The sequence below is a fragment of the Tissierella praeacuta genome, assembly GCF_040396155.1.
GTDB lineage: Bacteria > Bacillota > Clostridia > Tissierellales > Tissierellaceae > Tissierella > Tissierella praeacuta_A.
Map to the genome: position 1 here is coordinate 65,525 of NZ_JBEBOY010000008.1, position 14,695 is coordinate 80,219.

Below are 14,695 nucleotides of genomic sequence, written 5' to 3' on the forward strand. Positions count from 1 at the left end.
AGCTGAAATGAGTTGTAGTAATGTTAGTTATTATAACTTAAGGGGTGATTGTATGTGGTCAAGAGTAGAGATCAAGAATTATGCAAAGGAATTTTTGAGAAAACATTATTGGAAAGCATTTGTAGTATGTCTTATTGTAATCATAATTAGTGGTGGTATTAGTTTTAAAGTTTCTAACAATAGGGATTATGATAGTCGTAGATTTGATATTATGACAAGAAAAATTCCTTTAGAGCCTAATAATGTTGTATTAAATTTTATAGCTGATAAATTGGGGATATCGCCTATATTTTACATATCAGTTGGACTTGCAATAACATTAATTATTGTTTCCATAATAGTTACAATAACCATAGTCTATGCCCTTAGAGTAGGTAAAGTTCGATTTTTTCTAAGAGGGTTTAAGGATGAAGCAGATGTAAAAGATTTATTTTCGGTCTTTAATTCTGAGGAGTATTTTGGAATTATAACAACACAATTTGTAAGGGGATTATATACTTTCTTGTGGTCGTTATTATTGATAATTCCAGGAATAATAAAACATTATGAATATATAATGGTACCATATATTCTATCTGAAGAACCTAATTTACCAGCTAATAGGGCTATAAGAAGAAGTATGGATATGACAGATGGACATAAAATGGATATATTTATACTGGATTTATCTTTCTGGGGTTGGTATATATTGGGTTCCCTTTTCTTTGGTATAGGAGGAATTTTTGTCAACCCTTATAAAGAGGCTACTATGGCAAGACTATATAATATCTTATCTGGTAATGATGCCGATGATTCTGATAGTGACTATATAGATGAAAATATAGTATTGGAATAAATCAATAATTAAATATTAAATAAATAACCTTTAGGAGAGATTTTCTTAAAGGTTATTTATTTAAATGAAGATAATTTGTATGAATATACTATAATTGAGATAAATAATAGGAGGTTTATTATGCTAAATTACGATTTTATATTGAAGGAAACAGATGGTGATGATATTTCATTAAAGAAATTTAAAGGAAAAAATATAGTATTATATTTTTATCCAAAGGATAATACAGCAGGTTGTACTACAGAAGCATTAGAATTTATGGACCTACATGATGAATTTGAAGAACAAGATACTGTTATAATTGGAATAAGTAGAGATAGTTTAAAATCTCATACTAAGTTTAGGGACAAGCATGGTCTAGGATTTTTACTTCTTAGTGACGAAGATGAAAAGGTCCATAATTTATTTGAAGTAATGAAACTTAAAAAGATGTATGGAAAGGAATATATGGGAGTTGAAAGGTCAACTTTTATATTCAATAAAGAGGGAGAATTAATAAAGGAATTCAGAAATATAAAGGCAAAGGGACATGCAGAAAAAGTATTAGAATTTATAAAAAATGGAGAGTAAAATATTTCTAATATTTACTATTATCCGATATTAAATTATTATCTTGAATTTGTTCTTAATAACTTATATCAATTTTCGTGAAAGAAGAGTCATCTAATTCTATAAGTGATGAGATGGTTTAACAAAGATGGTATATATTGGGCTTACGAATATAAACAAAATCTATATTAAAATTTTCTATACACTAAATAGGGAAGCCAGATTGAACACTAGATATGCTTTATGATAAGCTAGAAATGGGATAAAATACAAATAAGGCATAATCGAGGAGGTTCTAATGGAATTGTTAAATATGGAAATTTATGAAATTGTAGAAAAGGCCTTGGCAGGGAATAAGTTAACTAGAGAAGAAATTATTAAGTTATATTCAGTAGACTGTTTTTCAAAAGAATCATACTATATCCAATGGGCGGGACGTAAGATGTCTATGGAAGCATCAGGTGGAATAGCAGAAATCCATTCCCAAATAGGATTAGATGCGAATCCCTGTCCAATGAATTGTCAATTTTGTTCTTTTGCTGTTTGCAATAAGTTAAGAACACAAAAGATGGAGACACCTTTAGAAGATATTATTGAATATGCTAAAATATATGAATATGATGGAGCCAATCTTATTTTATTACTAACAACAGCAAATTATGAATTTGAAAAATTATTAGAGGTAGTTTCAGAAGTTAGGAATGTTATAAGCAAGGATTTACCATTATTAGCTAATACTGCAGATATGACATTAAAACAAGCAGAACAGCTAAAAAAGGAAGGTGTTAATGGAGTTTATCATGCAATAAGATTAAGAGAAGGTATAGTAACTAATATAAGTGTTGAAGAAAGATTGAAAACCATAGATAATATTAAGAAATCTGGATTAGAATTATGCACTTGTGTTGAACCAATTGGTCCAGAGCACACTCCAGAGGAACTAGCAGATAGTACGTTACTAAGCATAGATATAGATCCAGTATTTAGTGGTGCTGGAAAGAGAATAGCTGTTCCGGGAACTATGCTTGCACAAGAAGGTATGATAAGTGAAGTCAAAGGAGCTTTATATGTAGCCATATATAGATTAGCGGCTGGTAGAAAAAATAGATTAAATTGTTCAGGACATTCCATGTTAACAGCTAATGCAGGAGCCAATATAGCATGGTCTGAGGTAGGTACTAATCCAAGAGATTTAAAAGATAAGACAGAATATGGTGGGAGAGGTCAAAGTATTGAAAGTGCTAAGAAAGTATTTTCAAATACTGAGTGGAAGGTATTGGAAGGGCCGTCTCCAGACTGGAAATAGATTATAAAAAGAGGAGGAGACTTTATGAAGGAAATGAGAAGAAAAGATAGGAAAATGGATGATAAGTTTGCTTATTCTATTATAGATAAGGCTGAATTCGGAACCTTATCTACTATAGATGAAGATGGAAATCCTTATGGCATTCCAATTTCTTTTGTTAGATATGAGAATATGATATATATCCATTCAGCACAACAAGGCAGTAAAATAGAAAATATAAAGAGAAATCCTAAGGTATGTATGTCTTTTGTTGGTGATGTAAATGTTCCAGCACCAGGTCCTGCTGGAGAGTTAGAAGAAGCAATGAAGGATCCAAAAACCCTTGGAAAGAAAGCTAGCGGGAAGTTTACTACAGAATTTGAGTCAACAGTAGTTTTTGGTAATGCTAATATTGTTGAGGATAATGATGAAAAAATATTAGGATTAAGACTTTTATCTGAGAAGTATTGTCCTTGGAATATGGCATATTTTGATGCAGCTATTGAAAATTCTCTAAGGGTTACTTGTGTAATACGTATTGATATTGAAAGTATTTCTGGCAAGAGAAAGAAATATGACAAAGATGGTGTAGAAATGAAATGGGGCAGAATGGAATAGTCTACTTAATTAACTGAGATTATAGATCAGCTTTACAGATAAACAAGTTCAAATTTAAATATATTTTTAGAGAATTTCTAGAATTTAAGTGGTAGAATTTAAATATATTTAATTAAACTATGAGGTTGCTTATCTTTAATATTATTTTAATATAATAAAAATTAATAAAAATGCTAAATATATTTGGCATTTTTATTTTTTTATACATTTATTGTGTTACAATAAATATATATTGGATTATAATAATAATCATGTTATATTAATAAATATAATATAGTTAGGATGTGATAATTATGGAGAAATGGATGATTAATGCTTTAAAAATATCTGTTACACTAATTGGGGCAATAATTTTATTACTTAGTGTTTTTTGGCTGCCATATATAGCCAAAGTTACTGTTGAAATATACCCTGAGGTTGCCTATTTAAGATATCCTATGCTTTTTGGAATTTATCTTACATGTATTCCTTTTTATATAGGGATTTTTCAAACATTTAATCTATTAAATCTTATTAAGAAAGAAAATGCTTTTACTAAAGATGCCTGTAAGTCTTTAAAGATAATTACATTCTCTGCAATATTTGTGATAATTATTTATATTATAGGGGTTATATATCTTAATGTAGAAAATGCACTTCCTCCAGCATTGCTGGTTATAGGGTTAATAATTATATTTATCTCATTTATAATTGCTGTATTTGCAGCTGTACTCAGGGCATTACTTATGAAGGTGGTTGAAATAAAAAATGAAAATGATTTTACAATATAGGGTGATAATATGACTATTATGATTAATATTGATGTAATGTTGGCAAAGAGGAAAATGAGTGTTACAGAGTTATCAGAAAAGGTAGGTATAACTATGGCTAATATTTCTATTCTTAAAAACGGAAAGGCTAAAGCCATAAGATTAACTACATTAGATGCAATATGCAAGGCTTTAGATTGTCAGCCAGGAGACATATTGGAATATATAGAAGATTAATGAAAAGAAGAATATGCAAAATGTTGATAACTGATTAATATTCATAATTGTTTATTGTGATGAAAAATCAAAGGTAATATATTTTGAGTTCTCTTTTCATTAATATGAAAATGAAATGGGTAGAATGGAATAGTTTACTTAATCGGTCAAGGTTATAAATCAATTTTAATATTATTTTATTATAAGAAAATGCTAAATATATTTGGCATTTTTATTTTTTGTATTTAGATATTATTTCCCTGATTGAAGAGGACGATTAAAATTTCCACTATAAACAATCTTAGCTTTTCAAAAAATATTTATATACAACGACTTTATAAATTTAATATTTTATATTGACTTCCATTATACATATCTATATGATATATATCAATACGATATATTAAAATTAAGGAAGGATGACATTAATGATAAAATTTATAATTCTAGGTTTTTTAACTTATAGAAATCTCACAGGGTATGATATAAAACAAATTATGATTCAAAGTACATCAAATTTTGCTAATGCAAGTTTTGGGAGCATTTATCCTGCATTAAATAAATTAGAAAAGGATGGTTTAATAAACTCTACAAAGGTTATAGAAGATGGGAAATATAAGAAAGTATATTGTATCAATGAAGCTGGAAACGAGGCATTTATTAAATGGCTAGAAGAACCTATAGATTTCATGAGATCTTATGAAGATATTCTTGCTAAAATATTTTTTTATGAGAAGCTTCCAAAGGAAAAAGCTTCAAAACTTATAGAACAATTAATTGAAGATATTAATAAAAAGTTAGAGGAACTTAAAAATCTTGAGGTTGAGATTAGGAATAAAGCAGGGTATTTTGAAATCTCAACACTTTACTTTGGAATAGATCATTTAAAGTTTATGGTCAATTGGTATAAAAAGTTTTTAAAGGATTTAAATAATAAATAAGGGAGGTATGTATAAGTGAGAGCATTAATACTTAACGGCGCATTAAAAGAAGATCAAAGTATGGAAAGAATGAATAGGCTTACTGAAGAGGTAATTATTGAACAGGGTTATGAAGTGGAATCAATTGTACTTTACCAAAAGAATATAAAAGAATGCATGGGGTGTTTTGGCTGTTGGATAAAGACACCTGGAATTTGTGTAATAGATGACTATGGACGAGTGCTTACAGAAACTATTATTAATATGGATTTAGTAGTATATCTTACTCCTGTAATCTATGGAGGATATTCATCTGAACTTAAAAAGGCTCTAGATAGAATAATTCCATTATTACTTCCCTTTTTTAAAAAGATTAATGGAGAAGTACATCATAAGGAGAGATATAAAGCATATCCAGAGATAGTAGTATTAGGCATGATGTTAGAGGAAGACAATGATATGGAAGAAGTATTTAATAATCTTATTAAAAGAAACTCTTTAAATTGGTATAATTCTTTCAGCGGAGGAACAGTACATAATAAATCAGAGGAACTGATTAAGTATGAGTTAAAAGAGAAATTAAGTAATAGAAAGGGGATAGAATATGTTAAATAAGAAAAAAGCCTTATTATTAATTGGAAGCCCTAAAATTAAAAACAGTACTTCTGAATCCCTAGGTGATTATCTGCTTGAAGGGCTGCATAATAAAGGATTTACTTCTGAGAAGGAGCATATAGTCTCTGTTCTAAAGGATGACGTAGAAGGTCTATTTTCTAAAGTAAATGATGCTGATATAGTCATAGTCTCAGCTCCTTTATATGTAGATAATTTACCATCCCCTTTAATTAAAGCCTTTGAACTTATAGGTGAAAACAGAAAGGGAATGGTAAATTCTAAAAAGCAAAGTTTTATTTCTATTGTAAATAGTGGGTTTCCAGAATCATTTCAGAGCAATACAGCTCTTAAGATATGTGAGGTTTTCGCAAATAAAGCTGGATTTCAATGGCTTGGTGGTCTTACTATAGGAGGTGGAGCTGCAATAAATGGTATGTCAATTAAGAATTTAGGCGGCATGGCTAGGAATATAGTCAAAGCTTTAGATATAACCGCAGATACAATATCTAATAATGAAGATATACCTTTAGAGGCAGAGAATTTACTGTCAAAAGGAATAATACCTAGTTGGTTATATATATTAATTGCTAATAAAGGGTGGAAGATTCAAGCTAAAAAGTTTAATGCTCATAAGAATTTATATATAAAACCCTATGTAAAATAAATGGGATTTAATTAAAGGCCCTTATTTATATAAAATAACTAATCCGCAGAATATTTAATGTTTTGTGGATTAGTTATTTTAGGTAAACTACATTTCCTTGTGTAATTTCTAATAAAATCTGCAGAAAGACTAAGTATAAATTCTATTTATATCATTTGCAACTAGTAATAGAGAATTTTAGGATATTTTTCTTTTAAAATTTAAAATTTAACTATTTGTGCTACAAATATTTGTAGTAACTTTAGTTAAATCAATAGTTCATACTTAGTTTTAATTCCATTTTTTAAAAAATGTTATAAATGTTTTAGTGTTTTTATTCGGAATATGTAGAATGTATTTTTTTATTTTATTTTTAAATTTTTGTAAGTAATGTAGATATAGTTATTTAAATTATTGTATTGTAACTTATTATTGATATTCAAAATAAGTTTAATTAATATAATAAAACTCAGCAAAACACTTTCATTAAATTACCTAGTATTTAAAATCATTAAAATATCCAAAATAATAAAGAATAAAACTTTGATGTAGAGGTGAGTATTTTGGCAAAAAATTCACTAAATCCTAATGATGCAAAGGCTTTGGAAGAGATGAAAATAGAGATGGCTAAAGAAATAGGCTTATCAGATAATCTCTCTAATCTAAATCCAGTGGAGAATATATTTACAGCTGGTACAGTAGGTGGAATGATGACTAAGAAATTAGTTGAGATGGGACAAAAGCAGCTTATAGATAAATAAAAGACTATACTATATCTTAAACAAAAAACAAATTAATGAAAATAAGGAGATGTAAATTATGAATGATAAACCAAAACCAGATGATAGAAGAGATAATGTTGAAAAGATACAATTTAATATTGATAATACAATTAAAAATTATAATCTAGCAGAAGAAATGATTGCAAAAACAGATGATGAAAAAACAAAAAAAGCATTAATGGAAAAAAATAAAAGGAGAGAACAATCTCTAAGTGGAATGAAAGAAGAAATTAAGGATGAAGCAATAGCAAGAGAGAATAATTATAAGTAAATAAACTATGTACAAAATAAAACCAAAGTGGACTTTAGTAAGTCCACTTTGGTTTTTATACATTATTTATTTTTAGCAGGAAGAATATAAGCAATATAATAAGCAGTAGGTAAGACTAATCCGCCACCTACTATATTACCTAAGGTTACAGGAATTAAGTTTGAAAACCATATATTATTCCAAGTAATATTAAGCCCAGAGTATTTTGCTAAAGGTAAGAAAAACATATTTGCTACACTATGCTCATATCCAGACAAGACAAATAACATTATTGGAAACCATATAGTAAATATTCTAGAGATTATATCCTGTGCTGCTGCAGCTGTCCATACAGCAAGGCAAACTAATATATTACATAAGACTCCCCTTATAAATGCAACTTGAAAGCTTATAGAAGTCTTAGAATTGCCGATACCAAATATAATATTTAGGATATCCTTATTTATTAATTGGGATTTATATATAAGATAAGCTAAAATTAAAGAACCTATAAAATTTCCTAAATATACTAAAGACCAATTCTTTAATAATCCTTTCATAGATATTTTTCTATCCATTAGAGCCATTGTCATTAAATTATTACCAGTAAAAAGTTCAGCACCAGAAAAAACAACTAACATTAAACCAACAGGAAAAATGGAACTGCCTAAAAACTTCATTAATCCTACATCTATATTACCTAAAGTTTGCATAATGACAATATCACCAAAGGCTCCAAAGCCAATATAGATTCCAGCCATTATCCCAAGAATTATCAATCGAGTTACAGATAAACTTGCCTTTGTTTCAGCAGAGGCAATTGTAGCTCTTGCAACCTCTGATGGGGCAAGAAATCTTTTTTCCATGTATATTACCCACTTTCTGTAATAATAAGAGCTGTTATATATAATATATTTCCACTAGGATAGAAAATAATTCAAGAATAACAATTAAAAGATATTGACCATTATGCAATATTGTTGTATAATTTGTTTTTGTGAATTTAATTAAATATATAATTCTAATATATAAGCAGATGGGCGGCTTAATACCCATTTGCTTTTTTGTGTTAAAAATAGGAGGGTGACGTAAATGAAAAGGACATTTAAAGACAAGGAATTTTTTCTTGCAATTCTTACATTAGTTATACCAATAACTTTACAGAATCTAATTAGTTCATCATTAAATATGGTTGACAATCTAATGATAGGTCGACTAGGAGAGAGTTCAATTGCAGCTGTTGGTTTAGTTAATCAATATTTTTTTGTATTTATGTTGTGTTTATCAGGAGTTAATGCAGGGGCGGGTATATTTATGTCCCAATTTTGGGGTAAAAAAGATATTTTAAATATAAAGAAAATGCTAGGGCTAGACATGATTTTAAGTCTTATAGTTTCAGTTCTATTTTTTATTCCAGTATTATTATTTCCTAGAGAAATAATAAAAATATTTACCAAAGATACTGAAGTAATAAACCTAGGAGTTCAGTATATAAGAATTATTTCAGCAACCTTTGTACTTACTAGTATTACTCAAGTTTATTCAACAGTATTAAGATGTATAGGAATAGCAAATTTACCAATGTTCGGAAGTTTAATAGGTGTGTTAACAAATGGTTTTTTAAATTATGCTTTTATATTCGGTCATTTTGGATCTCCTGCAATGGGAGTAGCAGGAGCGGCTTTAGCTACAACTATAGCTAGATTAGTAGAGATGGTATTTATAATTATTTGCGCATATAAATCTAATTCTATTGTTTCTGGAAAAATAAAGGATATTATGGGATTTGATGGTGAGTTTGTTAAGATGTATTTTAAAACATCTTCTTCAGTAATAATTAATGAATTAGTATGGTCCATAGGACTATCTGTATATTCAATAATATATGGCAAAATAGGCATTCGTGAAGTTGCTAGTATGCAAATAGCAAGTACTATTAATAATCTGTTTATGGTATTTTCTGTAGGACTTGCTAATGCAGCTGCAATTATGATAGGAAATCAGATAGGGGCAGGTAAAGAGAAACTTGCAATTGATTATGCCATAAAGTTAAGTATACTTGCTCCAGTTGTAGGACTGATAACGGGTATGTCATTGTGGATTGCATCTCCTGCAGTTGTAGGATTATTTAAGATTAATAAGGACACATTAGATATTACAATTACAGTACTTAAAATTATGGCATGCTTTGCACCCCTTAGATTTTTCAATGTACTTATGATTGTAGGTGTATTTAGAGGAGGAGGAGATACTATTTATTCTATGTTAGTTCAGCTGGGAACTATATGGTTCTTTGCAATTCCAGCAGGATTTATGGCTGCAATGTATTTTAAGTTATCATTAGAAATAGTATTTTTTGTAATCTCCTTAGAGGAGGTAGTAAAAATATTCTTTGAAGCTAGACGATTTCATTCTAAAAAATGGATAAAAAATGTTGTAGAAGAGTTAGATAGATTTAGTCAAGCTGCATAAATAAAAACTCCTTTTTGGAAATAATCGAACCAGGATTAAGGCCAAAGAGGAGTAAGGAACCCATGCCACTAACCATAGGACTAGAAGCAGCCAAAGAAGAATTTCCTTCACCTAAATTGTCTGAGCCAGAGTTTAAAATTAGTTGAGATAAATTAGGTGCTGCGCTTATTTCACCAAAATAGACCTTTAATGTCATTTCTTTCCCTCCAATATAATTATAGTATATATACTTTTTCACAAAAACTTATTATTATAAGAGTTAAAAATTTCTATAAGAACAAAAAATGAGCTATAAATATACAGTGTATATTATATTGTTATTCTGTATAAAATAGCTTAGAGGTGATAAATCTATGAAGAAAATTGGTATAGAAAAAGGATTGACAAATGTAGCAGATTACTTAACCAGTGAAGGTTATTCAATAGAAGTATTAAGCGAATCCATAGATAATAATATTCCAAAGTTAAGTAGTTTTGATGCTATTGTAACAGCAGGATATAATACGGATATGTTAGGAATCAGTGATACAGAAACTAAGGAACCAATAGTAAATGCAAAAGGATTAACTCCTCAGGAAGTAAAAGATAGACTTGAACAACAATTGCACTAGATTTCTAATAAATAAGCCTGTATAGCATATAATATCTATGCAGGCTATTTGTTATATCTTAATTCTATTATTATACATATTTATATGAATTATAATTAGATATAAATTATACTATAATTGTTTAATAAGATTTTTAATAGGGTAATTTTAAAATAGTACAATAAAATAATAGGAGGTAATAGTATGACTCAGTATCATGAACCTGTAGAAAAATTAGACGAGAAAGCTTTAAATATATCTAGAGCTTTAAACAGTCTAAAGGAAGAGGTTGAGGCTGTAGATTGGTATAATCAGAGGGTAGTTGCTTCAAACGACCAAGAATTAAAAAACATAATGGCTCACAATAGAGATGAAGAGATTGAGCATGCTTGTATGATTTTAGAATGGTTGAGAAGAAATATGGATAAATGGGATGAAGAACTTAAAACATACTTATTTACAGAAGGGCCTATTTCACATTTAGAGGAACAGGTCACGGAAGCATTTAAAGGTGAACCAAATCTAAATATTGGAGATTTAAAATAGGAGGGTGATATTGATGTTATATAGAGAATTAGCACCTATATCTAATGAAGCTTGGAATGAAATAGATGAAAAGGCAAAAGAAGTATTAAAATCTTATTTGTCAGCTAGAAAAGTAGTAAAAGTAGTTGGACCAAAGGGATTAGACTATAATGTAGTTACAGAAGGAAGATTAACTAATATTGAAGAGGCAGAAGGCGTTTCTTATGGCAGATATAAGGTTCTTCCTTTAACAGAGCTAAGGGTTGAATTTGAAATGAAAAGATGGGAATTAGACAATATTTCAAGGGGAGCTAAGGATATTGACTATGAACCCTTAGAGAAAGCTATGAAAGGCATTGCTCTGTTTGAAGAAAACGCTATATATAATGGATTAGAAAGTAATTCAATTAAGGGAATAAAAAATTCAGTTGAACTTCAAGAAATATCATTAGGGAAAGAACCTACAGCCATAATGGAGGCAATAGCTAAGGGATTAGTTGAATTGAGAAAGTCCTATGTAGAAGGACCTTTTACATTAGTAGTAAATGAAGAAGCATATAAAAGAATTATAGCTAAAGAAACAGCATATCCATTAGATGAGAGAATTGAAAAATTAATTGGAGGAAAGATTGTATTTAATCATGTAATTGATGGAGCATATTTATTACCATATAATCATGATGACCTAGAGCTTACAATTGGTAGAGATTTCTCAATAGGATATCAAACCCATAACAATGAAACTGTAAGATTCTTTGTTATGGAATCATTTACTTTTAGAGTATTAGATCCATCTATAATAGTTAAATATAATCTAAAGTAACATAGATAAATTCAAGTGTATATTTACTTGGGCTTGTTTAGATATATGTATAATGATTTATGATGAAATAAAATCAATCCCATCTCTAATATTTTAGAGATGGGATTAAAATTATATTTATATAATATAAAGCAGTGAATAAGGATTTAATTTAGAAAGGACCAAAACCAATAGTTTGTGCTATTATAAGAAATATTGCTGCTTCTATGGTCCAAATAATAAGTAGGGGCATGAAAAACTTTACCCATTTTTTCCAAGGAACTCCGGCATTTGCAATACATGCCATAAAGTATCCAGATGATGGATATACAATATTTGAAAAACCATCACCAAACTGATAAGCTAAAACAGCTGTTTGTCTTGTAACCCCTACAACATCTGCCAAAGGAGCAAGAATTGGGAAGAGAATTACAGCCTTGCCTGAACCAGATGGTATAAGGAAATTCATTATAGTTACTACAAATAATATACCTATGGCTACGAATATTCCAGGGATGTTACCTAGCATATTTGCAAAGAAATGCACTATAGTATCGCTTATATTGGCTTGTCTCATAACTACTGAGATACCTCTTGCAATACCTATAATAATTCCTCCCATTAGCATATCCCCGCAACCTTTTAATAAATTATCACATACTTCATTTCCTGAAAATCCGCCTATAAGACCAGAAACTACACCGATTGTAATAAACATACCACTCATTTCAAACATATCCCATTTAAAAGCGATTACTCCAACTAATGTTACGATTAAAAGTATGATTGCTGAAATTCCCGCATATTTTTGTTTAGTGGTAAATTCTAATTGTTTACCATCGGATTTGTTTCCGTATAATTCTCTTTTTTCAATATCCTCTTCATATACATAACTTTTTGTTATATTATTTTGAACTTTTTTAGCATATTTGATTGTATAGATAACACCAATTACTAAAGTAACTGCATAAGTTATTACTCTAAATTGCCATCCGGAATAAAGAGGAAGTCCACTTATTTTTTGTCCAATTGCAATAGTAAATGGATTAGTAAGTGCTGCTGAAAAACCTGCGGCTGATCCGCATAAAGCAATTGCACAGGCAGTCATAGAGTCAAAACCTAACCTAATCATTAATGGAAGTATAATAGGTACATATACAAGAGTCATTTCATTAACTCCTATAAAAGCATCACTTAATGAAAATATAAACATTAGAAGTGGAATTATCAAAATGCTTTTATTGGAGAATTTATTTGCTAACTTTTCAATAGCTACAGGAATTACACCTATGGCTTGAAGTACCGCTACTGCTGCACCAACACAAAGTGTAAGTATTATAATATCTCCAGATTCTACGAATCCTCTTGGTACAGCACTTAAAAGTCCCATTAATGTAACAGGTGTTTTTTCTAGAATAGCAAATGAATCTGGATTAACAACATCTCTGCCATCCATTTGAATTCTTTCATATTCTCCTGCTGGTACAACATAACTAAGTAGGGACATAGCAACTATGAATACGAAAAGAATAATAAAGGTATGAGGCATTTTTAATTCTTTTCTCTCATTTTTATTTTTCATCTATATATTCCCCTTCACAATTGATTTTTATTGATTTTATTATTTACAGTATAGAGTAGGTATTCCTGCATATACAGCAGCACATTTAACTAAATCAGCCTTCCAAGTCTTTTCATTAGGAGCGTGAGCCTCTGCTTCTTTTCCAGGTCCGAATCCTATACAAGGTATTCCATATCGACCCATTATTGAAACTCCGTTTGTTGAGAATGTCCATTTATCTACAACAGGAGTTCCATACATTCCCTCAAAGGATTCTACTAATGCTTTAGTAGCAGCATGATCTTCTGGAATTACCCAAGTAGGGAAATAACAATCTGTAGGATATACAAGTCCAGTGAAGCTAGGACGATCATATTTATACATAGTAACTTCAGCATTGTATTTCTTTACAAATGGTAATTGGCGAATTTCTTCTAATGCCATTTCATATGTTTCTCCGTCAGTTAAACGACGGTCTATAGAAATTGCACACATATCAGATACTGCACAACGTGATGGAGATGTGAAGAAGATTTCTGAAACTGCTAAAGTACCTTTTCCTAAGAAAGGATCATAATGTAATTTATCATTGAGTTCTCTTACTTCCTGAAGTATATCTGACATTTTATAAATAGCATTTTCACCACGTTCTGGAGCAGAACCATGACAAGATACTCCTTTAACCTCAACACGGATTTCCATACGACCTCTTTGTCCTCTGTATATATTTCCGTCTGTAGGTTCAGTAATGACTACGAACTCAGGTTTTACTTTATCTTCATTGATGATATATTGCCAGCATAAGCCATCACAATCTTCTTCTTGTACTGTACCTGTTACTAATACAGTATATTTATCACTTAATAGATCTAAATCTTTCATTATTCTTGCACCATATACAGCAGATACAATGCCTCCGAGTTGATCAGACGTTCCACGACCACCTATTTCGGTATCTGTTTCATATCCTTCATATGGATCGAAAGTCCAATTTGATAATTCTCCAATACCTACTGTGTCTATATGAGCATCATAAGCAATTAATTTTTCTCCATTGCCCATATATCCTAATACATTACCCATAGGGTCGATTTCTACTTTGTTGAATCCTAGTTTTTTCATTTCTTCCGCAATACGGTTTATTACTTTTTCTTCATTACAGCTTTCTCCAGGAATAGCTACTAAGTCTCTTAAAAACTTAGTCATATCTTTCTCATATTTAGCTGCTGTTAATTTAATGTTACTAAAATTCATTTGATCTCCTCCTATATTTTAAAAGTGAT

The 14,695-nt window shown here is 29.7% G+C and carries 19 protein-coding genes; 15 read left to right on the plus strand and 4 right to left on the minus strand.

The window, feature by feature from the left end:
- Positions 1-52 precede the first annotated feature (52 nt).
- The 11 genes from ABWP20_RS05970 to tlp all read left to right on the plus strand — a co-directional run bounded on the left by ABWP20_RS05970 (position 53) and on the right by tlp (position 7,483).
- Positions 53-835, plus strand: a complete 783-nt coding sequence (locus tag ABWP20_RS05970; protein ID WP_353094706.1) for a DUF975 family protein — start codon at positions 53-55, stop codon at positions 833-835.
- A gap of 120 nt (positions 836-955) precedes the next feature.
- Entirely contained in the window at positions 956-1,405 is a 450-nt protein-coding gene (locus ABWP20_RS05975; protein WP_353094708.1) for a peroxiredoxin, read from the plus strand.
- 277 nt (positions 1,406-1,682) lie between these two features.
- Positions 1,683-2,690 carry a radical SAM protein gene (locus ABWP20_RS05980; RefSeq protein WP_353094710.1) on the plus strand — a complete coding sequence of 336 codons (1,008 nt, stop codon included), beginning with the start codon at positions 1,683-1,685 and terminating at the stop codon, positions 2,688-2,690.
- A gap of 24 nt (positions 2,691-2,714) precedes the next feature.
- Positions 2,715-3,287 (plus strand): pyridoxamine 5'-phosphate oxidase family protein, encoded by a 573-nt coding sequence (locus tag ABWP20_RS05985; RefSeq protein ID WP_353094712.1) that lies wholly within the window; start codon positions 2,715-2,717, stop codon positions 3,285-3,287.
- A gap of 293 nt (positions 3,288-3,580) precedes the next feature.
- Positions 3,581-4,057 (plus strand): DUF2975 domain-containing protein, encoded by a 477-nt coding sequence (locus ABWP20_RS05990; RefSeq protein ID WP_353094714.1) that lies wholly within the window; start codon positions 3,581-3,583, stop codon positions 4,055-4,057.
- A 9-nt stretch (positions 4,058-4,066) separates the two neighbouring features.
- The gene (locus ABWP20_RS05995) at positions 4,067-4,273 is read left to right on the plus strand and encodes a helix-turn-helix domain-containing protein (protein ID WP_353094716.1); all 207 of its coding nucleotides are present in this window, start codon (positions 4,067-4,069) and stop codon (positions 4,271-4,273) included.
- Positions 4,274-4,680: 407 nt separating this feature from the next.
- Positions 4,681-5,193 carry a PadR family transcriptional regulator gene (locus ABWP20_RS06000; protein ID WP_353094718.1) on the plus strand — a complete coding sequence of 171 codons (513 nt, stop codon included), beginning with the start codon at positions 4,681-4,683 and terminating at the stop codon, positions 5,191-5,193.
- A gap of 15 nt (positions 5,194-5,208) precedes the next feature.
- On the plus strand, positions 5,209-5,787 hold the full coding sequence (locus tag ABWP20_RS06005) for a flavodoxin family protein (RefSeq protein ID WP_353094720.1): 579 nt from the start codon (positions 5,209-5,211) through the stop codon (positions 5,785-5,787).
- Positions 5,777-6,451 (plus strand): NAD(P)H-dependent oxidoreductase, encoded by a 675-nt coding sequence (locus ABWP20_RS06010; protein ID WP_353094721.1) that lies wholly within the window; start codon positions 5,777-5,779, stop codon positions 6,449-6,451. The genes ABWP20_RS06005 and ABWP20_RS06010 overlap by 11 nt, the downstream gene beginning before the upstream one ends.
- A gap of 542 nt (positions 6,452-6,993) precedes the next feature.
- Positions 6,994-7,191 carry an alpha/beta-type small acid-soluble spore protein gene (locus ABWP20_RS06015; protein WP_353094723.1) on the plus strand — a complete coding sequence of 66 codons (198 nt, stop codon included), beginning with the start codon at positions 6,994-6,996 and terminating at the stop codon, positions 7,189-7,191.
- Between the two features lie 58 nt (positions 7,192-7,249).
- The gene (gene tlp, locus ABWP20_RS06020) at positions 7,250-7,483 is read left to right on the plus strand and encodes a small acid-soluble spore protein Tlp (RefSeq protein ID WP_353094725.1); all 234 of its coding nucleotides are present in this window, start codon (positions 7,250-7,252) and stop codon (positions 7,481-7,483) included.
- A gap of 62 nt (positions 7,484-7,545) precedes the next feature.
- Here the strand turns inward: tlp and ABWP20_RS06025 are convergent, their stop codons facing one another.
- A complete protein-coding gene (locus tag ABWP20_RS06025; RefSeq protein ID WP_353094727.1) occupies positions 7,546-8,328 on the minus strand; it encodes a formate/nitrite transporter family protein in 783 nt (260 codons plus the stop codon).
- 226 nt (positions 8,329-8,554) lie between these two features.
- Here ABWP20_RS06025 and ABWP20_RS06030 point away from each other — a divergent pair, with 226 nt between their 5' ends.
- The gene (locus ABWP20_RS06030) at positions 8,555-9,934 is read left to right on the plus strand and encodes an MATE family efflux transporter (protein WP_353094729.1); all 1,380 of its coding nucleotides are present in this window, start codon (positions 8,555-8,557) and stop codon (positions 9,932-9,934) included.
- Here the strand turns inward: ABWP20_RS06030 and ABWP20_RS06035 are convergent.
- Entirely contained in the window at positions 9,918-10,130 is a 213-nt protein-coding gene (locus tag ABWP20_RS06035; RefSeq protein ID WP_353094731.1) for a hypothetical protein, read from the minus strand. The two genes, ABWP20_RS06030 and ABWP20_RS06035, sit on opposite strands and share 17 nt — an antisense overlap.
- Positions 10,131-10,287: 157 nt before the next feature.
- Between ABWP20_RS06035 and ABWP20_RS06040 the strand changes: the two genes are divergently transcribed.
- The 3 genes from ABWP20_RS06040 to ABWP20_RS06050 all read left to right on the plus strand — a co-directional run bounded on the left by ABWP20_RS06040 (position 10,288) and on the right by ABWP20_RS06050 (position 11,872).
- Positions 10,288-10,545 carry a YkuS family protein gene (locus ABWP20_RS06040; protein ID WP_353094733.1) on the plus strand — a complete coding sequence of 86 codons (258 nt, stop codon included), beginning with the start codon at positions 10,288-10,290 and terminating at the stop codon, positions 10,543-10,545.
- A 183-nt stretch (positions 10,546-10,728) separates the two neighbouring features.
- Positions 10,729-11,070, plus strand: coding sequence for an encapsulin-associated ferritin-like protein (locus ABWP20_RS06045; RefSeq protein WP_353094735.1), 342 nt, complete (start codon positions 10,729-10,731; stop codon positions 11,068-11,070).
- 13 nt (positions 11,071-11,083) lie between these two features.
- Positions 11,084-11,872: a family 1 encapsulin nanocompartment shell protein gene (locus ABWP20_RS06050; protein WP_353094737.1), complete on the plus strand. Its 789-nt coding sequence runs from the start codon at positions 11,084-11,086 to the stop codon at positions 11,870-11,872.
- 151 nt (positions 11,873-12,023) lie between these two features.
- Here the strand turns inward: ABWP20_RS06050 and ABWP20_RS06055 are convergent, their stop codons facing one another.
- Both ABWP20_RS06055 and ABWP20_RS06060 read right to left on the minus strand, forming a co-directional pair.
- Positions 12,024-13,433, minus strand: coding sequence for a YfcC family protein (locus tag ABWP20_RS06055; protein WP_353094739.1), 1,410 nt, complete (start codon positions 13,431-13,433; stop codon positions 12,024-12,026).
- A 39-nt stretch (positions 13,434-13,472) separates the two neighbouring features.
- A complete protein-coding gene (locus ABWP20_RS06060; RefSeq protein ID WP_353094741.1) occupies positions 13,473-14,666 on the minus strand; it encodes a YgeY family selenium metabolism-linked hydrolase in 1,194 nt (397 codons plus the stop codon).
- Positions 14,667-14,695 lie beyond the last annotated feature (29 nt).